Annotated in this window: 19 protein-coding genes; 13 read left to right on the top strand and 6 right to left on the bottom strand. The window is 73.0% G+C overall.

Features of this window, described 5'->3' with window-relative positions; genetic code table 11:
* The first annotated feature begins 63 nt into the window (after window positions 1-63).
* Both ACIPSJ_RS38305 and ACIPSJ_RS38300 read left to right on the top strand, forming a co-directional pair.
* Entirely contained in the window at window positions 64-987 is a 924-nt protein-coding gene (locus tag ACIPSJ_RS38305) for a LysR family transcriptional regulator (protein ID WP_359214139.1), read from the top strand.
* 112 nt (window positions 988-1,099) lie between these two features.
* Window positions 1,100-2,056, top strand: coding sequence for an aminoglycoside phosphotransferase family protein (locus ACIPSJ_RS38300; RefSeq protein ID WP_401352818.1), 957 nt, complete (start codon window positions 1,100-1,102; stop codon window positions 2,054-2,056).
* Here the strand turns inward: ACIPSJ_RS38300 and ACIPSJ_RS38295 are convergent.
* Window positions 2,040-2,729 (bottom strand): gamma-glutamyl-gamma-aminobutyrate hydrolase family protein, encoded by a 690-nt coding sequence (locus tag ACIPSJ_RS38295; protein ID WP_359214144.1) that lies wholly within the window; start codon window positions 2,727-2,729, stop codon window positions 2,040-2,042. The genes ACIPSJ_RS38300 and ACIPSJ_RS38295 overlap by 17 nt on opposite strands.
* A 59-nt stretch (window positions 2,730-2,788) precedes the next feature.
* Complete coding sequence (locus ACIPSJ_RS38290) at window positions 2,789-3,523, bottom strand: FCD domain-containing protein (RefSeq protein ID WP_355710939.1); 735 nt, start codon at window positions 3,521-3,523, stop codon at window positions 2,789-2,791.
* 107 nt (window positions 3,524-3,630) lie between these two features.
* Between ACIPSJ_RS38290 and ACIPSJ_RS38285 the strand changes: the two genes are divergently transcribed.
* The 4 genes from ACIPSJ_RS38285 to ACIPSJ_RS38270 are packed head-to-tail and all read left to right on the top strand — an operon-like array spanning window position 3,631 to window position 8,005.
* Window positions 3,631-4,995, top strand: coding sequence for a glutamine synthetase family protein (locus ACIPSJ_RS38285; protein ID WP_359214149.1), 1,365 nt, complete (start codon window positions 3,631-3,633; stop codon window positions 4,993-4,995).
* A gap of 8 nt (window positions 4,996-5,003) precedes the next feature.
* Window positions 5,004-6,389: an aldehyde dehydrogenase family protein gene (locus tag ACIPSJ_RS38280; protein ID WP_401352815.1), complete on the top strand. Its 1,386-nt coding sequence runs from the start codon at window positions 5,004-5,006 to the stop codon at window positions 6,387-6,389.
* Window positions 6,386-7,168: a 3-oxoacyl-ACP reductase gene (locus ACIPSJ_RS38275; RefSeq protein ID WP_355710942.1), complete on the top strand. Its 783-nt coding sequence runs from the start codon at window positions 6,386-6,388 to the stop codon at window positions 7,166-7,168. Before ACIPSJ_RS38280 ends, ACIPSJ_RS38275 begins: the two co-directional genes overlap by 4 nt.
* Before the next feature lie 39 nt (window positions 7,169-7,207).
* Window positions 7,208-8,005 carry a DUF2510 domain-containing protein gene (locus tag ACIPSJ_RS38270; protein WP_401353101.1) on the top strand — a complete coding sequence of 266 codons (798 nt, stop codon included), beginning with the start codon at window positions 7,208-7,210 and terminating at the stop codon, window positions 8,003-8,005.
* Window positions 8,006-8,090: 85 nt separating this feature from the next.
* On the opposite strand, the gene ACIPSJ_RS38265 is transcribed toward ACIPSJ_RS38270, so the two are convergent.
* Together ACIPSJ_RS38265 and ACIPSJ_RS38260 are read right to left on the bottom strand one after the other, a co-directional pair.
* Complete coding sequence (locus ACIPSJ_RS38265) at window positions 8,091-9,293, bottom strand: amino acid deaminase/aldolase (RefSeq protein ID WP_359214156.1); 1,203 nt, start codon at window positions 9,291-9,293, stop codon at window positions 8,091-8,093.
* A gap of 622 nt (window positions 9,294-9,915) precedes the next feature.
* Window positions 9,916-10,701, bottom strand: a complete 786-nt coding sequence (locus ACIPSJ_RS38260) for a hypothetical protein (RefSeq protein WP_401352812.1) — start codon at window positions 10,699-10,701, stop codon at window positions 9,916-9,918.
* A gap of 232 nt (window positions 10,702-10,933) precedes the next feature.
* Here ACIPSJ_RS38260 and ACIPSJ_RS38255 point away from each other — a divergent pair, with 232 nt between their 5' ends.
* Window positions 10,934-11,899, top strand: a complete 966-nt coding sequence (locus ACIPSJ_RS38255) for a hypothetical protein (protein WP_359214162.1) — start codon at window positions 10,934-10,936, stop codon at window positions 11,897-11,899.
* A complete protein-coding gene (gene mycP / locus ACIPSJ_RS38250) occupies window positions 11,896-13,065 on the top strand; it encodes a type VII secretion-associated serine protease mycosin (protein WP_401352810.1) in 1,170 nt (389 codons plus the stop codon). The genes ACIPSJ_RS38255 and mycP overlap by 4 nt, the downstream gene beginning before the upstream one ends.
* 106 nt (window positions 13,066-13,171) lie before the next feature.
* Here the strand turns inward: mycP and ACIPSJ_RS38245 are convergent, their stop codons facing one another.
* Window positions 13,172-14,176: a serine hydrolase gene (locus ACIPSJ_RS38245; protein ID WP_401352808.1), complete on the bottom strand. Its 1,005-nt coding sequence runs from the start codon at window positions 14,174-14,176 to the stop codon at window positions 13,172-13,174.
* Between the two features lie 149 nt (window positions 14,177-14,325).
* Between ACIPSJ_RS38245 and ACIPSJ_RS38240 the strand changes: the two genes are divergently transcribed.
* Window positions 14,326-15,060, top strand: coding sequence for an SseB family protein (locus ACIPSJ_RS38240; RefSeq protein ID WP_401352806.1), 735 nt, complete (start codon window positions 14,326-14,328; stop codon window positions 15,058-15,060).
* Between the two features lie 8 nt (window positions 15,061-15,068).
* Here the strand turns inward: ACIPSJ_RS38240 and ACIPSJ_RS38235 are convergent, their stop codons facing one another.
* Window positions 15,069-15,443 carry a DUF1844 domain-containing protein gene (locus tag ACIPSJ_RS38235; RefSeq protein WP_401352804.1) on the bottom strand — a complete coding sequence of 125 codons (375 nt, stop codon included), beginning with the start codon at window positions 15,441-15,443 and terminating at the stop codon, window positions 15,069-15,071.
* Between the two features lie 377 nt (window positions 15,444-15,820).
* Between ACIPSJ_RS38235 and infC the strand changes: the two genes are divergently transcribed.
* The 4 genes from infC (at window position 15,821) to ACIPSJ_RS38215 (ending at window position 18,352) form a co-directional block, all read left to right on the top strand.
* The gene (gene infC / locus ACIPSJ_RS38230; RefSeq protein WP_355710950.1) at window positions 15,821-16,507 is read left to right on the top strand and encodes a translation initiation factor IF-3; all 687 of its coding nucleotides are present in this window, start codon (window positions 15,821-15,823) and stop codon (window positions 16,505-16,507) included.
* A gap of 135 nt (window positions 16,508-16,642) precedes the next feature.
* On the top strand, window positions 16,643-16,837 hold the full coding sequence (gene rpmI, locus ACIPSJ_RS38225) for a 50S ribosomal protein L35 (protein ID WP_016576627.1): 195 nt from the start codon (window positions 16,643-16,645) through the stop codon (window positions 16,835-16,837).
* Between the two features lie 101 nt (window positions 16,838-16,938).
* Entirely contained in the window at window positions 16,939-17,322 is a 384-nt protein-coding gene (gene rplT / locus ACIPSJ_RS38220; RefSeq protein WP_018549117.1) for a 50S ribosomal protein L20, read from the top strand.
* A 175-nt stretch (window positions 17,323-17,497) separates the two neighbouring features.
* A complete protein-coding gene (locus ACIPSJ_RS38215; protein WP_401352801.1) occupies window positions 17,498-18,352 on the top strand; it encodes a TrmH family RNA methyltransferase in 855 nt (284 codons plus the stop codon).
* Window positions 18,353-18,373: the final 21 nt, after the last annotated feature.

The raw sequence follows: 18,373 nt of genomic DNA, 5'->3' as shown, positions 1-18,373 counted from the left end.
CGGTCCCGCCGGCCCGCGCCCGCGACCAGGGAGTGTTCTTCTATGGGGGCATAAGCTGGTCTTATGAGCCAGGCGGAGGAACGGGCGGGTGGTGGTGGCACGCTGGCGCACCGGGTGCCGGATCTCGGGGCGCTGGAGCTGCTGCTGGCGGTGGCGCGGCTGGGCAGTCTCGGGGCGGCGGCGCGGGAGGTCGGCATCACCCAGCCGGCGGCCAGCAGCCGGATCCGCTCGATGGAACGGCAGCTGGGCGTGGCCCTCGTCGACCGCTCGCCCCGCGGCTCCCGGCTCACCGAGTCCGGGGCGCTGGTGACCGACTGGGCGCGGCGGGTGGTGGAGGCGGCGGAGGCCTTCGACGCGGGGGCGCAGGCGCTGCGGCACCGGCGGGACTCGCGGCTGCGGGTCGCGGCGAGCATGACCATCGCCGAGTACCTGCTGCCGGGCTGGCTGCTCGCGCTGCGCGCCCAGCGCCCCGACACGGCGGTCTCCCTGCTCGCGGGCAACTCGGCGGCGGTGGCCGAACGGCTGCTCGCCGACGAGGCCGACCTGGGCTTCGTGGAGGGGCTGACCGTCCCGCCGGGCCTGGACTCCGCCGTGATCGCCCATGACCGGCTGATCGTCGTCGTCGCCCCCGCCCACCCCTGGGCCCGCCGCCGACGCCCGCTCGCCGCCGAGGAGTTGGCCGCGACCCCCCTCATCCTCCGCGAGCGCGGATCCGGCACCCGCCAGGTCCTCGACGTCGCCCTCGGCGGCCTCGCCCGCCCACTGATCGAACTCTCCTCGACCACCGCGGTCAAGGCCTCCGCGGTCAGCGGCGCGGGCCCCGCGGTACTCAGCGAACTCGCCGTCGGCGAGGAACTCGCCATGCGCCGGCTGGTGAGCATCCCGGTGGACGGCGTGGCCTTGCGCCGCGACCTCCGCGCGGTCTGGCCAACAGGGCACCGCCCAACAGGCCCGGCCCGAGAACTCCTGTCACTGACCCGAGCCTGACCCCCACCCACCCACCACCCGACTCGGTTGGTTGAGGGGGTGAGGTCTGGTTGGACGGTGGTGGGGTGAAAATGCGTGGCGGTGGGCGGTGAGGCGGCTTCACCATCCCCTCATGACCATCCCTGTCGCCCCGCCCGCCGAAGGTGCCCGGATGCCCTGGGAGGCTCTGCCCGGGGTCGTTCGCGGTGCTGTTGCCGAGGTTCTCGGTGGTGGGCCGGTCGTGCATGCCGTCACGCAACCCGGCGGGTTCTCGCCGGGTGTTGCCGCCAGGGTCCGTACCGCCGGTCATCGCACCGGGTTCGTGAAGGCGGTCAGTGGTGAGGCGAACCCGCACAGTCCCGACCTGCACCGCGCGGAGGCCCGGAACGCCGCCGCGCTGCCGGCCGTCGTCCCCGCGCCCCGTCTGCTCGGCAGCTATGACGACGGCACCTGGGTGGCGCTGGTCTTCGAGGAGGTGGACGGGCGTCAGCCGGACATTCCCTGGCGGCCGGAGGAACTGGGGCGCGTTCTCGACGCCGTCGGCACCCTCGGTCGTACGCTCACGCCGTCCCCCGTGGAGGCCCCGCCCGCCGCCGAGCACCTCGCGGACACCTTCGACGGCTGGCGGAGGTTGATCGAGGGTCCGGACGGGGCCGTCGGACGGCTCGACGGCTGGACCGTCGCACGGCTCGAAGACCTGGCCCGTCTCGCCGAGCCGTGGCCCGCGGCCGTCGGCGGGGACACCCTCGCCCATGCCGACCTGCGGGCCGACAACATGCTGCTGACGGCGGACGGGGGAGTCGTCTTCGTGGACTGGCCGCATGCCGTGCGGGCCGCGCCGTGGTTCGACCTGCTGGTGATGCTGCCGTGTGTGCGGGCCCAGGGCGGGCCGGACCCGGAGGAGGTGTTCGGCGCGCATCCGGTTGGTCGGGAGGCCGATCGCGATGCCGTCACGGCGGCGCTGGCCGCGCTCGCCGGGTTCTTCCTGGAGCACTCGGTGCGGCCCGCGCCGCCCGGTCTGCCCACCCTGCGCGCGTTCCAGCGCGCGCAGGGCGACGCGGCCCTGGAGTGGCTCAGGACGCGGCTGTGACCAGGGCCCGCATGACGCGCAGGTCCTCGCCCATCTCGGGATGCCACTGGACGCCGAGGACCCAGCCGCGGTCGGCGGGGAGTTCGATCGCCTCGACCGTGCCGTCGTCCGTGGCGTGCGCGGAGGCCAGCAGGCCCTCGCCGAGGCGGTCCACGGCCTGGTGGTGGAAGGTGGGGACGGAGGTCTCGTCAGGGACCGTCCCGGCGTACAGGGTGCCGGGGACCGGCTTGACCGGGTGGCTGCCGAAGACGCCGGGGACCTCCGCGTGGCCGTCGATGTGCTGGACGAGGGTGCCGCCCAGGGCGACGTTCAGCAGCTGCATGCCGCGGCAGATGCCGAGCAGCGGTATGCCCGCCGTCAGCGCCGCGTCGATCAGGGCCAGCTCCCAGGCGTCCCGGGCGCGGGCCGGTCGGCCGGTGCGGGGATCGGGCTCGGCGCCGTAGCGGACCGGCTCGACGTCCGGGCCGCCCGCGATCACCAGGCCGTCCAGCCGGGCCACCGTCGCCGCCGCCAGCCCGGGATCGTCCGGGGGCAGCAGGGCCGCGAGGCCGCCGGCCCGCTGGACCAGGCGCGGATAGCCGGCCGGCAGCAGGGCCGCCTCCAGCTCCCAGGCGCCCCAGCGGGCGCCGGCCTCCAGATACGTGCTCACGCCGATCAGCGGCCGTCCGGTCATGGGCCCCTCCCGTGTCACAAAGGTGTTCGTGCGTACCTTTATGACACGCCGATGGGCCGTTACGCCAGAAAGCCCCGCAGCAGCGCCGCCGTCCCCGCGCAGTGCTCCCGCATCATCTCCCGGGCGCCGTCCGCGTCCCCGTCCAGCACCGCCTCCACCAGCGCGATGTGCTGGCGCTGGGAGTGCTCCAGGTTGCGCACCAGGAGCGGGATGCAGTCGAGGAGGTCGTTGACCGTCGCCCGTACCGCCGCGTACTGGGCGGTGAGCGAGGGCGAGCCGCACAGCTCGGCGATCGTGAGGTGCAGGAGGGTGTCCAGGCGGCGGTAGTCCGCGAGCGGGGCCTCGTGGGTGCGGGCGAGGGCCTCGCGGAGGCGGGCCGCCTGCTCGCCGGTCAGGCCGTGGGCCGCGCACAGGCCCGCCGCACCCACCTCAAGGACCTCCCGGAAGCGCAGCACGTCCTCGATGTCCACCTCGGCGATCCGGCGCCGCAGCTCGTCCTCGCCGCCCGCGTCCGCGCGCGGCAGCACGAACGTGCCGCCGTACCGCCCGCGCCGGGACTCCACCAGACCCTGGTCCTGGAGCACCTTGAGCACCTCGCGCAGCGTCACCCGGCTGATCCCCAGCCGCTCCGCCAGCTCCCGCTCGGCGGGCAGCCGTTCGCCGCCCGGGACCAGCCCCAGCCGGACCACCTGGAGGATCTGCTCCAGCGCCTCCTCGAAGCCGTTGCCCGCCCGCACGGGTCGCAGCACCGGAGTCAACGGATCGTCGAGGGCGCCGTCCGCGTCCAGCGACATATGGCCGTACCCCCTTCCCAAGCAATGGTTCTCACCAATACCTTAGAGCTCCCGCCCCGGCCACAGAAGCACAGCACCATCGTGAAAGAAGCCGAAGGAGCTCCCCCGTGGCAGACCGCACACCCCCGCTGAGCATCGAGGAACTGCACACCCTCGTCGCGAGCGGTGAGATCGACACTGTCGTCCTCGCCTTCCCCGACATGCAAGGGCGGCTGCAGGGCAAGCGGTTCTCCGCCCGCTTCTTCCTGGACGAGGTCCTGCACCACGGCACCGAGGGCTGCAACTACCTCCTCGCCGTCGACACCGAGATGAACACCGTCGACGGGTACGCCATGTCCTCCTGGGACCGCGGGTACGGCGACTTCGCGATGCACCCCGACCTGTCCACCCTCCGCCGGGTGCCCTGGAACGCGGGCACCGCCCTGCTCGTCGCCGACCTCGCCTGGAACGACGGCTCCCCGGTCGTCGCCGCGCCCCGCCAGATCCTCCGCCGCCAGCTGGAGCGCCTCGCCGAACTCGGCTACACCGCACAGGTCGGTACGGAGCTGGAGTTCATCGTGTTCAAGGACACCTACGAGGCGGCCTGGGACGCGAACTACCGGGGGCTGACCCCGGCCAACCAGTACAACATCGACTACTCGGTGCTGGGGACGGGGCGGATCGAGCCGCTGCTCCGCCGGATCCGCAACGAGATGGCGGCGGCCGGCCTGACCGTCGAGTCCGCCAAGGGCGAGTGCAACCCCGGACAGCACGAGATCGCCTTCCGCTACGACGAGGCCCTGGTCACCTGCGACCAGCACGCCGTCTACAAGACCGGCGCCAAGGAGATCGCCGCCCAGGAGGGCGTCTCCCTCACCTTCATGGCCAAGTACAACGAGCGGGAGGGCAACTCCTGCCACATCCACCTGTCGTTGACGGACGCGGACGGCCACAACGTCTTCGCCGCCCCCGACGGGCCCGGCATGTCCGACGTGATGCGGCACTTCCTCGCCGGACAGCTCGCCGCCCTCCGCGACTTCTCCCTCCTCTACGCCCCCAACATCAACAGCTACAAGCGGTTCCAGCCGGGCTCCTTCGCCCCGACCGCCGTCGCCTGGGGGAACGACAACCGCACCTGCGCCCTCAGGGTCGTCGGCCACGGTCGCTCCCTGCGCTTCGAGAACCGGCTGCCCGGCGGCGACGTCAACCCGCACCTCGCCGTCGCCGGACTGGTCGCGGCCGGGCTGTACGGCATCGAGCAGAAGCTGGAACTCCCCGAGGCCTGCCCCGGCAACGCCTACACCGCCGACTTCGCCCACGTCCCGACCACGCTCCGCGAGGCCGCCGAGCTCTGGGAGAACAGCCCCATCGCCAAGGCCGCCTTCGGCGACGAGGTCGTCGCGCACTACCGCAACATGGCCCGCGTCGAGCTGGAGGCCTTCGACGCCGCGGTGACCGACTGGGAGCTGCGCCGCTCCTTCGAACGCATGTGAGGCACCACTTGTCGCAACAGCACCCGTACGAACTCGACGTGCTCAACCCGGCCACCGAGGAGGTGATCGCGACCGTCCCCGGGGCCGGGGAGGAGGACGTCGACACCGCCGTACGACGGGCCGCGCACGCCCAGGAGCGGTGGGCCGCGCTCGGACCCGGCGACCGGGCCCGGCTGCTGCGCCGCTTCGCCGTCGTCGTCGACGAACACCGGGAGGAACTGGCCCGGCTGGAGGTCCGGGAGGCCGGGCACACCGTCGGCAACGCCCGCTGGGAGGCCGGCAACGTCCGCGACCTGCTCGACTACGCGGCCGGGGGAGTGGAGCGCCTGACCGGCCGCCAGATCCCGGTCCCGGGCGGCCTCGACGTCACCCTCCTCGAACCCCTCGGCGTGGTCGGCGTGATCGCCCCCTGGAACTTCCCGCTGCCCATCGCGGCCTGGGGCACCGCCCCCGCGCTGGCCGCGGGCAACGCGGTGGTCCTCAAGCCCGCCGAGACCACCCCCCTCACCGCCCTCCGCCTCGCCGAACTCGCCCTGGAGGCGGGCCTGCCCGAGCACCTCTTCCAGGTGCTGCCCGGCCGCGGCGACATCGCGGGCGAGGCGCTCGTGCGGCACCCGGGCGTCGCCAAGATCGTGTTCACCGGCTCCACCCGGGTCGGCAAGCGCATCATGGCGCTCTGTGCCGACCAGGTGAAGCGGGTGACCCTCGAACTCGGCGGCAAGAGCCCCAACCTCGTCTTCGCCGACGCCGACCTGGAAGCCGCCGCGGCCGCCGCCCCCATGTCCTTCCTGGACAACTCCGGCCAGGACTGCTGCGCCCGCACCCGCATCCTCGTCCAACGCCCGGTCTACGACCGCTTCCTGGAACTCCTCGCCCCGGCCATCGAGTCCGTCACCGTCGGCGACCCGGCCGACGAGAGCACCGACATGGGTCCGCTGATCTCCAAGGCCCAGCTGGAGCGGGTCCGCTCGTACGTCGACGCCGACGCGCCCGGAATCCGGGGCAAGGCCCCCGAGGGCCCCGGCTTCTGGTTCCCGCCGACCGTCCTCACCGGCGTCGACCCGCACGCGCGGGTGGCCGTCGAGGAGGTCTTCGGACCGGTCGCCGCCGTCATCCCCTTCGACGACGAGGCCGAGGCCGTCCGGCTCGCCAACGGGACGGACTACGGGCTCTCCGGCTCCGTCTGGACCCGGGACGTCGGCCGCGCGCTGCGCGTCTCGCAGGCCGTCAAGGCCGGCAACCTGTCCGTCAACTCCCACTCCAGCGTCCGCTACTGGACCCCCTTCGGCGGCTTCAAGCAGTCGGGGATCGGCCGTGAACTCGGCCCGGACGCCCTCACCGCCTTCACCGAAACCAAGAACGTCTTCATCAGCACGGAGGGCTCCGCACAGTGACCGACACCCCAGTTTGCCGACGCCTGGTCGGCCGTACGGCCGTCATCACCGGAGCCGGCAGCGGCATCGGCCTCGCCACCGCGCGGCGGCTCGCCTCCGAGGGCGCCCACGTCGTCTGCGGTGACGTCGACGAGGCCCGCGGCAAGGCCGCCGCCGAGGAGGTCGGCGGGATCTTCGTGAAGGTCGACGTCACCGACGCCGAGCAGGTCGAGGCGCTGTTCAAGACCGCCTTCGACACCTACGGCAGCGTCGACATCGCCTTCAACAACGCCGGTATCTCGCCGCCCGACGACGACTCCATCCTGGAGACCGGCCTGGAGGCGTGGAAGCGCGTCCAGGAGGTCAACCTCACCTCCGTCTACCTGTGCTGCAAGGCCGCCATCCCCTACATGCGGCAGCAGGGCAAGGGCTCCATCATCAACACCGCGTCCTTCGTGGCGAGGATGGGCGCGGCCACCAGCCAGATCTCCTACACCGCCTCCAAGGGTGGAGTTCTGGCCATGTCCCGGGAACTGGGCGTGCAGTTCGCCCGGGAGGGCATCCGCGTCAACGCCCTGTGCCCCGGACCGGTCAACACCCCCCTGCTGCAGGAGCTGTTCGCGAAGGACCCCGAGCGGGCCGCCCGCCGCCTGGTGCACATCCCGCTCGGCCGGTTCGCCGAGGCCGAGGAGATCGCCGCCGCCGTCGCCTTCCTGGCCAGCGACGACTCCTCCTTCGTCAACGCCAGCGACTTCCTGGTCGACGGCGGGATCTCCGGGGCGTACGTCACACCCCTGTAGGAGCCGCCCCAACTCCCGTCCTACAGTGCGGGAGTGAGCATGACGCCGCCCGGCTGGTACGCCGACCCACAGGCTCCGCACCTGGAGCGCTGGTGGGACGGACGCGCCTGGACCGAGCACCGGCGCACCCCGACCGGCCTCCCCGCGCCGCCGACCCCGGCGGCCGGGGCGTCCGGCCGGGCCAAGGCGGTCGCGCTGATATCCGCCGGGGCGGTGCTGGCCACGGCCATCGTCGCCGGCGGGACGGTCCTCCGTACGGACGTGGCCGGCGGCCGCGACACCCGGGTCGACGGCGCCCCCGCCGCCCCGCCGCCCCCGTCCCTGGTGGTCGACCGGCTCAACGGCATCGCCCTGCCCGTCCCGCAGGGCTGGACCGGCACGTCCGCCCTCGCCGAGGACGACGTCGTGATGACCACCGACGGCACCTACGCCTGCCCGGCCGCCACCGGCCGCTGCCGCCACGGCCAGGTGATGAGCCGTACGGCGGGCAGCGCCGAGGGCGCCTCGCCGCGCACCGTCGCCGAACGGGACGTACCCGACGCGGCCGAGACGGCCTACGGCCACGACGCCGACGGCCGGCAGCCCTACGGCGGCATCCGCTCCCACCAGGTCGTCGAGGCCGGGCGGGTGGCGGTCGCCGGACACGACGGATACCTGGTGCGCTGGCGGGTACGGACGGCCGACGGATCCGGCGGCTACGTCCAGTCCCTCGCCTTCCCCTCCGACTCCGGCATCCCGGCCCCGGCCGTCGTCCGGATCGCCCTCGACGCGGGCCCGGACGGGCCGCCGCTCTCCGACATGGACGAGATCACCAAGGGCATCCGCCCGGCCCGCTAGACGCCCAGAAGAAGACGGCCGGAATACGGTCGGAGGAAGCCGGAATACGGTCGGAGGAAGCCGGAATACCGTCGAAGGAAGACGGTCAGAGGAAGGTCTGGCCCTCGCCCCGGTACGTCGGCACGGTCGCCGTCACCCGGTCGCCCTCGACCAGGTGCAGCTCGGCGAACCGCTCGCACAGCTCGCCCGCCTTGGCATGCCGGAACCACACCCGGTCGCCGATCAGCAGATCGTCCGCCGCCGAACCGAGCAACGGGGTCTGCACCTCGCCGGGACCCTCCTGCGAGTCGTACGACAGCCCCTCCGGCAGGTACGGCACCGGCAGCCGGTCCGGGCCCGCGACGCCCGAGGCCGGATAGCCGCCGCCGAGGACGGTCACCACCCCGACACCCGGCCGCCGGACCACCGGCATGGCGAAGAGCGCGGCCGGCCGGCCGGTGAACGACGTGTAGTTGTCGAAGAGCCGCGGCACGTACAGGCCCGAGCCCGCCGCGATCTCGGTGACCGCGTCCTCCGCCGCCGTGGTCTGCACACTGCCCGTGCCGCCGCCGTTGACGAACTCCAGGTCCGGCACCACCGCACGGACCGCCCGCACCACCGCGCCGCGCCGCTCCGCCAGCTCACGGCGCGCGGTGGCCTGCATCAGCCGCACCGCGCGCGAGCGCAGCGGCCGGCCGGCGACCGCGTCCCCGACCCCGGCGATGTGGCCCTCGTACCCCATGATCCCGACCAGCTTGAACCCCGGCCGCCGGGCCACGGTCCGCGCCAGGTCGGCGAGCTGGGCGGGGGAGTACAGCGGCGACCGCAGGGCCCCGACCCGCACCCGGCCCCCGAGCAGCTTCAGCGAGGTGTCCAACTCCAGGCAGACCCGCACCACTTCGGTCCCGCCGTCGCGGGCCGCGTCGATCAGGTCGAGGTGTGCCGGGTCGTCGATCATCACCGTCACGGCGGCGGCGAGCTTGGGATCGGCGGCCAGCTCGGCGAACCGGGCCCGGTCGGCGGACGGATAGGCCAGCAGGATGTCCTCGAACCCGGACCGGGCGAGCCACAGCGACTCCGCGAGCGTGAAGGACATGATCCCCGCGAAGCCGTCCTTCGCGAGCACCCGTTCCAGCAGGTGCCGGCAGCGCACGGACTTGCTCGCGACCCGGATCGGCTTGCCGCCGGCCCGGCGTACGAGATCGTCCGCGTTGGCGTCGAATGCCTCCAGATCCACGATCGCGAGAGGGGCGTCCAGGTGAGCGGTGGCCCGGTCGTAACGGGCCCGGTCGGCGGCGCGCGCAGTCATGACGGCAGCCTGCCAGACAGGATTACCGCAGGGTAGGGGGACGATCCGGGCAGATGCCCCGGGGCCGTGGACTGGTTCCCGTTTGCCGTCGCACAACCCGTAGAGTGACGCGCACGTACGACGGACCGGCCCCGGCCGCCTGACCCGCGCCGGGATGCGGATCCGCGTGTACGGGTATGCGTGCCCGGGGCGGACTTCTCCGCGCCGGGGAGCGGGACGGCCCGTACGAGGAGTTGGCCCGGGCACGAGGAAACGGGGGGCGCATGAGCAGGGAAGCGCGGCACGCCCCGATCCCGCGACGCCCTTCGCCCGACCCCGCCTCGACGGAGCCCACGGACGGGTCCGCGCCGACCGCGGACGGGGCCGGTGGCGCCGCGTCCGGCCGGTCCGACGGGCCGGGGTTCTTCGAGCGGCCGAGCCGAATGAACTGGTCGCACCGGCCCGACGTATCCACCCATGGCGCCGACGCCACCGGGCAGGACCAGCTGCCGGGGCGGCCCGGCGTGCAGCAGAGTCGTGAGGACCGGACGAGTCGGGGCGGTGCGGTGGGGCAGGGCGAACAAGGTGCGGGGGACCGGAACGCCGGCCGCTCGACGCCCACCGAACACATCACCCGCCCCCGCTACCCCAGCTTCCGCCCACCCCAGCCCACGCCCACCACGCCCCCCCTCCCACCCCCACCCGCCTCGGCCCGCTTCCCGGACACCCCACCACCCCCCGCAACCCCACCGACCGACCCGCCCCCCGGCCGGGAGCCCGGCCGACCGGTGCCGCCTGTGTCTTCGGAGCGGGAAGCGGGTCGCAGCACGTCGCGGTTCACCCCGGCCGCCGGCGGGGAGTCCGACTGGTCCGTGCCGCCCAGGTCCTCCGGCGCGGAGTCCGGCCGGTCGGCGCCGTCGGTGTCCTCGGGGCGGGATGCGGGGGGTCGTGTGCCGCGGTTCGGGCCGGCCGCTGGTGGGGAGTCCGGGCGGGGCGTGTCCCCGGCTTCCTCCGGGCGGGATACGGGGACCCGTGTGCCGCCGTCGGCGCCGGGCTCCGGGCGGGAGTCCGGGCGGGTCGTGCCGCCGTTTCGGTTGTCGTACGGTTCGGGGTCGTCGGTCCGGCGGGCGGAGCCCGGGTCGGAGCCGACCGCGTCGCCGCGCCCTCTGCGGGCGGCGGAGCCGGAGCAGTCGCCGGAGCCCGCGCCGTCGAGCGACAGGGACGGAAACAGCTCCGCCCCGGCCGGGCCCAGACGGCTCGAAAGACCGCGCGGCGACTTCTCGGCCGCCGCCGGTGGGGCGCCGGACTCGGGCAGTGCGTGGAGCCCGCACATGCGGACGTTCCCGGTGCCCACGGCCCCGCCACGCCCCACGACCCCGCCGAAGACCACCGCCCCGCCTTCCCGCCCGGCGAAGTCCGCGGCCCCCACCGCCCCACCACGCCCGGCTGAGCCGCCGTCGGCGGGCGCTCCGCCCCGTCCCGCCGACTCTCCGACGACCGGTGCCGAATCGTGGTCGCCGGGTGCCCCGACTCCGGCGGCGCCGCCGCGGCCGGTCGGCGCACCGTCCGGCTCCGGTTCCGGGGCTTCGCCCGGGGCCGACGGTTCGTCAGGCCCCAAGGCGGCCGAGCCGGCGTCGGCGGCCGGTGCCCCGCCCCGTCCCGTGACGCCCCCGGCGTCCGCGCCCTTCCCCGCCGCCGCCCCTGCTCCGCACGACCCGGCGGCCTCCTCCCCGTACGCCGCCGGACCGGCGCCGGACCCGGCGATGTCCTGGAACTCGTCCGCGGGAACTCCCGGCCGGGACCGGCCCGTTGTGACCTTCGGTGAGCCGGAGGGGTACGACGCGCGAGGGCGGGGGCTGTCGTTGGTCGGTCGCGTGGCGCCGCGTACCGCCGCTGCCGCCGCCTGCATGGTGCTCGGCCTCGGACTCATCGGCGGCGCGGTCACCGGGAGCTGGATCATCGACGACGACGGTGACGCGACCACGGCGACCAGCTTCAGCTCCTCGGCGGGCCTGTGGCACAACGTGCCCGTCGACGAACTGTTCCCGCCCACCGTGCTGGGCACCGGCGCCGGACCCGGCGGAGCCGACCGCGCCTGGACCCGGATCGCCGTCGCCCCGGCCACCGGCTGTGCCGACGGCTTCGACGCCCTGCTGCGCAAGGTGCTCGCCCCCGTCGGCTGCCAGCGCCTGATCCGCGCCACCTACACCGACGCCACCCAGAGCTATGTGACGACCGTCGGCCTGTTGTTCACGAAGGCCGACCCGGCCGCGATGACCGCCCTGGCCAAGCGGTTCGAGTCCGAGCGCCTGGACCGCCGTACCGATCTGCTGCCCCTCCCGTACGCCGCGAAGGGCACCGCCGCCGAGCGGTTCGGCCCGCACCAGCGCGCGTCCTGGACGATCTCCGTGCTCACCGATGCCCCGGTCGTCGCCTACGCCGTCTCCGGCTGGGCCGACGGCCGTACCGTCGACACCCCGCAGCCCGCCGCCGACGCCGAGGCGTCCGGCGCCACCACCGCCGCCGCCCAGGCGGGCCTCGGCAACGAGGCGCAGGGCCTGGCCGACCGCATCGAACGGCGACTGCGTCAGAACACCGCCGGCTCGGCAACGGAGAAGCCCTCATGAAGCGCCGCGCAACCGGGGCCGCGCTGAGCCTGCTGCTGGCCGGCTCGCTCGCCCTCCTGCCGTCCGGCACCGCGTACGCCGACAGCATCCGCGCCCAGCAGTGGGGCCTGTCCGCCCTGCACCTCGACGAGGCCTGGCGGACCACCAAGGGCAAGGGCATCACGGTCGCCGTCCTGGACACCGGCGTGGAGGCCGACCACCCCGACCTCGTCGGCAACGTGCTGACCGCCAAGGACATGATCGGTTTCGGTGCCGGGCCCGGCAATCGGAACTGGGCCCGGCACGGCACCGCCATGGCCGGCATCATCGCCGGTCACGGCCACGGCGTGGGGAACCAGGACGGCGTGATGGGGGTCGCCCCCGAGGCCAGGATCCTGCCCGTCCGGGTCATCCTCGAAGACGGCGACAGCGCCCGCGCCAAGGCCCGCTCCACCCGGGGCAACGCCCTCGCCGAGGGCATCCGCTGGGCCGCCGACCACGGCGCCGACGTCATCAACCTCTCCCTCGGCGACGACTCCGACTCCGCGCACCCCGAGCCCAGCGAGGACGAGGCCATCCAGTACGCCCTGAAGAAGGACGTCGTGGTCGTCGCCTCGGCCGGCAACGGCGGCGACAAGGGCGACCACATCTCCTACCCGGCCGCCTACCCGGGGGTCGTCGCCGCCACCGCCGTGGACAAGTTCGGCGTCCGCGCCTCCTTCTCCACCCGCCGCTGGTACGCCACGGTCAGCGCGCCCGGCGACGACATCGTCATCGCCGACCCGGACCACAAGTACTACGAGGGCTGGGGGACCAGCGCGGCCTCCGCCTTCGTCTCCGGCGCCGTGGCCCTGATCAAGGCCGCCCACCCCGGACTCACCCCGGCCCAGATCAAGAAGCTCCTGGAGGACACCGCCCGCGACGCCCCCAGCGGCGGCCGCGACGACTCCCGCGGCTTCGGCATGATCGACCCGGCGGCGGCCATCAAGGCGGCCGCCAGGCTCAAGACCCAGAACCTCACCTCGGCCTCGTACGGCAAGAAGTACTTCGGCTCCGGCCCCGACCCCGAGGACACCTCGACCAGCCCCACCGACTGGGCCGCCCCCCTGGCAGGCATCGCGGGCACCGCCCTCCTCGCAGCGGCCGTCATCCTGTGGCGAGGCCGCCGCCGGATCACCCTGAGCTGAAGCGCCCCCAAAGGGGCGCGGGGCTGTATCGATATGCGGCTCCGCCGCGTGGGCGCGATCAACCCCCACACAGCCGCAGTCGCCACGAAACCTGTCGCCCCTACCCCTACTGCGAAGCAGAAGCAGAAGCCGACGCAGTCGAATCGGCGTCAATAAACGACCGCACCGCCGCCTTGGCAGCCCCCTCCACCACCGCGATCCCCTTCGCCTGACTCACGGTCCCCTTCGACAGCACGGCCACCAGATAGTCGGCCCCGTCCACCGTCACCCGACCGATGCTGTTGACATCCCACAGCCCCGTCGTACTCCGTGCCAGCCACCCGTTCTTCAACGCGTACTCCGACCCGTCGGCCGCCGCGGAGACCCCCCACCGCTGGTCGGCCTCGACCGTCTTCATCAGCCCCTGGATGTACGACCGCGAGGCCCCGCTCAGTTTCGAGTCGTCCCCGAACACCTGCTGGAGCAGCGTGAGCTGGTCCGCCGCCGTGGTCTGGGTCAGCCCCCACAGCGCCCCGTCGCCGCCCTCCGTCTCCGTCAGCCCGAAGCGCTTGTTCGCCGCGTCCAGCCCCGCCGCCTTGCCGATGACGTCCCACAGTTGCGACGCCGACGTGTTGTCGCTGTTCTCGATCATCTTCGTGGCGTACGCCTTCTCCGTCGCCGTCAGATGCCGCCCCGCGTCCTGCGCCTGCAACAGCAGCGTCGCCAGGATGTCGACCTTGACGATGCTCGCGGTGTCGAAGGCCGTGTCGCCGTAGGTCGCGCTGTCGCCGGAGTCCAGGTCCAGGACGGCCGCCGACACCTTCGCCCCGGAGGGGACCGTCACCTTCGCCATCGCCGAGCTCAGCAGCGCGTCCCGGTCCATGGCCGGTTCCGTCACGGGTTCCACCGATGCCTCCCCGTTCGCCGAGGCCGAGGAGGAGGGCGACGGCGACGCGGCCGAGGATACGGCCCCGTTGTCGCGCGCGTGCGCCTTCACGTAGACGGTCCCCGCCGCCGTAGCGCCGACGGCGGCGACCAGCGCGAGGCTCGTGTAGAGAAGGGCGCGGCGCCGCGCCGGGCGGGGGCGACGGCGGCTTCGCGGGGCTTCGGAGGCGGCTCTGGGGGACTCCATGCCGCGATGCTGGAGGCACGGACTGTGTGCCCCGTTAGCCCGAAGTTAGAAGTCCGTCAGGGAAATCTGAGATTCCGGTGAAAGCTGTGTCGACGTGGTTTCGGGGGCCGCACAACCGCAGCAGCTTCCCCCCGATAGGGTCGGGGACCGTGGCGAACAAGAACATTCCCGACTCCGGCTTCCCCGACGACGACGGCTCCGCCGACCCCCGGCTGTCCGCCGCGCTGGCCGTCTGGGACGCGGACCGCAGCGCCGTCGGCCCGGTGCTGGAGGCGCTCAAGGGCGCCCGGCTCCTTGTGCCGGTGGTCGCGGTGCTCGGCGAGGTCGAGGAGGACGAGAACGGGCTGCGCCACGAGAAGACCAGCGACATGGCCGTCCCCACCCTGAAGGCCGGTCACCGCACCGCCCTGCCCGCCTTCACCTCCACCGAGTCGCTGGCCCGCTGGGACCCGGCGGCGCGGCCCGTCGCCGTACCGCTGCACCAGGCGCTGCAGGCCGCCGCGCACGAGAGGGCCGACACGGTCGTCCTGGACCTGTCGGGGCCGGTGCCGTTCGAGCTGACGGGGGCCGCGCTGCGGGCCCTCGCGGAGGGGCGTACGACGGCCGACCCATTGGCCGACCCGGCGGTGACCGAGGCCGTGCGGGCCGCCGTGGCCGCCGAGTCCGGTGTGCTGCGCGCCCACCTCGGGCCGGGGCCGGCCGACGGCACGCTCGCCCTGGTCCTCGACCCGGCCGCGGCGCCCGCCGAGACCGCGCGCGCCGTCGCCGGACGGCTCGCCGCCGACGAGACGCTGAGGGCCCGCCTGGTGGGCGGTCTCGACCTGGCGCTGCTGCCGGCCGGGACCACGCCTCCGGGCGAGCCCTTGTACGTACGTGACGCCTAGCGGATTTACTACCCGTAGACCGGGCCGGTGTACTTCTCACCGGGGCCCTGGCCCGGCTCGTCGGGGACGATCGAGGCCTCGCGGAAGGCCAGCTGGAGCGACTTCAGGCCGTCGCGCAGCGGGGCCGCGTGGAAGGAGCTGATCTCGGTCGCGGACGCGTCGAGCAGGCCGGCGAGGGCGGTGACCAGCTTGCGGGCCTCGTCCAGGTCCTTGTACTTGTCGCCCTCCTCGGTCAGACCGAGCTTCACGGCCGCGGCGCTCATCAGGTTGACGGCGACCGTCACGATCACCTCGACCGCGGGGACCTCGGCGATGTCGCGGGTCATCTCGTCGAAGTCGGGCTGCTCGGCGTCATCGGGGCCGGGAAGGGGCGTCTCACTCATGCCCCACACGATAGGCGCACCCGTGCGGGGCGCCGACCGGGGCCCGCCTCGCCCCAATTAGCCCTCTGTCCGCTTTGCTGCTAACCTTGTGTGACGACCGGCCGGACAGGTATGCCTCGCGGCTAGCTGAACCGGCCCACAAGTGGAGGCTTCGAACTCCCACCTGACCGCCCTCCGGGCGGCGGGTCACCGGTCAGACGGTCGCTTCGCCGCTTTCCTGGCGACGGCGTTCCGTCCGATAGCGCGCCCCGCGATCCTCGCGGCGGTGTCTCCGGTAGTTCGAGGAGTCCCGCCTGTGATCGTCCGGGGCATTTTTTCTGCTTCGGTGCGGTTAGGTCTTACGAAACAGACGTTACGCGGCTGTCCGCCAGACCGTCGTGTGGTGCTACCGAGGAGGATCCATCAGCACCGAGCCCCGCATCAACGACCGGATTCGCGTTCCCGAGGTGCGACTTGTCGGTCCCAGCGGCGAGCAGGTCGGGATTGTTCCGCTTGCCAAGGCGCTGGAGCTTGCCCAGGAGTACGACCTCGACCTGGTCGAGGTGGCGGCGAGCGCACGTCCGCCGGTCTGCAAGCTCATGGACTACGGCAAGTTCAAGTACGAGTCGGCCATGAAGGCCCGTGAGGCGCGCAAGAACCAGGCGCACACGGTCATCAAGGAAATGAAGCTCCGGCCGAAGATCGACCCGCACGACTATGACACCAAGAAGGGTCACGTCGTCCGGTTCCTCAAGCAGGGCGACAAGGTCAAGATCACGATCATGTTCCGTGGTCGCGAGCAGTCCCGGCCCGAGCTGGGCTACCGACTGCTGCAGCGTCTCGCGGAGGACGTCCAGGACCTCGGTTTCGTGGAGTCGAACCCGAAGCAGGACGGCCGGAACATGATCATGGTTCTCGGTCCGCACAAGAAGAAGACCGAGGCGATGGCCGAGGCCCGGCAGGCGCAGGAAGCCCGCAAGGCGGACGCGAAGGCCAACCCCGGTCGCTCGCAGAACGCCGCCGAGATCGAGGCCGATTCCGAGGCCGAGGTCGAGGCGCCCGCCGAGGAGCATGCCGAGGCGTGATCCAGGGGTGAACCGCCCCAGGTCAGCACCCAGGGGCGAGAGTCCCAGGATGTACCCGATACAAGAGCGACGTTCCACCGTGCCCGGTTTCACGACCGGGCACCGGAGCGCCATCGACGAGGAGATAACGGCGCTATGCCGAAGAACAAGACGCACAGCGGTGCCAGCAAGCGCTTCAAGGTCACCGGCTCCGGCAAGGTGCTCCGTGAGCGCGCCGGCAAGCGCCACCTGCTCGAGCACAAGTCGTCCCGCGTGACGCGCCGCCTGACCGGCAACGCCGAGATGGCCCCGGGTGACGCCGCGAAGATCAAGAAGCTTCTCGGCAAGTGACACGAGGGCGCCTCGCCGCACCCTGAGTCAGTACAACCGGGACCCAGTCGTTTCCGGGCCGCGTGAGTCCAACCGCGGCCCCGCTACAAGGAGTTAAACAAGTGGCACGCGTCAAGCGGGCAGTCAACGCCCACAAGAAGCGCCGGGCGATCCTCGAGGCGGCCTCCGGCTACCGCGGTCAGCGTTCGCGCCTGTACCGCAAGGCCAAGGAGCAGGTCACCCACTCGCTGGTCTACAACTACAACGACCGCAAGAAGCGCAAGGGCGACTTCCGTCAGCTGTGGATCCAGCGCATCAACGCCGCTGCCCGCGCCAACGGCATCACCTACAACCGCTTCATCCAGGGTCTGAAGGCCGCGAACGTCGAGGTCGACCGCAAGATCCTGGCCGAGCTGGCCGTCAACGACGCCGGCGCCTTCGCCGCGCTCGTCGAGGTGGCGCAGAAGGCGCTGCCGGCGGACGTCAACGCCCCCAAGGCGGCGTGACGCTGCGCTGGCTTCGGCCGACGTGACTTGAGGACCCGCAGGCTGAATGGCTTGCGGGTCCTGTTGTTGGCCCACGGCAGTCGTTCGGCTGCGGGCTTGTGGGGGCTGGTCGCGCAGTTCCCCGCGCCCCTTTGGGGCGCGCTTTCGCCGCGTTTCCTCGAAAGTGACCGACACGATGCCCACCCCCGAGCTGATCTCCCCCCGGTCCGCGCGTGTCTCCGCCGCCCGGCGGCTGGAGCGGCGGAACTTCCGGGGGAAGGAGCGGCTGTTCCTCGCCGAGGGCCCGCAGGCCGTGCGGGAGGCGGCCGGGCATCGGGTCGGTGACGAGCCGACGCTCGTCGAGCTGTTCGCCACCGTCGAAGCCGCGGAGCGGTACGCCGACATCATCGGAGCGGCCAGGACGGTCGGCGCCCGGATCCACCTCGCGTCCGAGGACGTCATCGCCGACATCTCGACCACCGTGACGCCCCAGGGGCTCGTCGGGGTCTGCCGGTTCCTGGACACGCCGTTCGAGGAGATCCTCGCCGCCCGGCCCAGGCTGGTCGCCGTGCTCGCCAACGTGCGCGACCCCGGCAACGCCGGGACCGTGCTGCGGTGCGCCGACGCCGCAGGCGCGGAGGCGGTCGTACTGACCGACGCCTCCGTGGACCTGTACAACCCGAAGGCGGTCCGGGCCTCCGTCGGCTCGCACTTCCACCTGCCCGTCGCCGTCGGTGTCCCCGTCGAGGAGGCCGTGGCCGGGCTCAAGGGCGTCGGCGTGCGGATCCTGGCCGCCGACGGGGCCGGGACCGACGACCTCGACGACGAACTGGACAAGGGGACCATGGGCGGGCCCACTGCCTGGGTGTTCGGCAACGAGGCCTGGGGGCTTCCGGAGGAGACCCGCGCGCTGGCGGACGCCGTCGTGCGCGTCCCGATCCACGGGAAGGCCGAGAGCCTGAACCTCGCCACCGCCGCCGCCGTATGTCTCTACGCATCGGCCCGTGCACAGCGCGCCTCCGGAGGGTGCCGTTCCGTCACCCTGAGCTAGTAGGGTGACCAGCTCGGGGGC

This window comes from Streptomyces sp. NPDC090088, assembly GCF_044747345.1.
Taxonomy (GTDB): domain Bacteria; phylum Actinomycetota; class Actinomycetes; order Streptomycetales; family Streptomycetaceae; genus Streptomyces.
The sequence above is the reverse complement of the archived record's forward strand: the minus strand, read 5'-3'. Positions and strand labels throughout refer to the sequence as shown.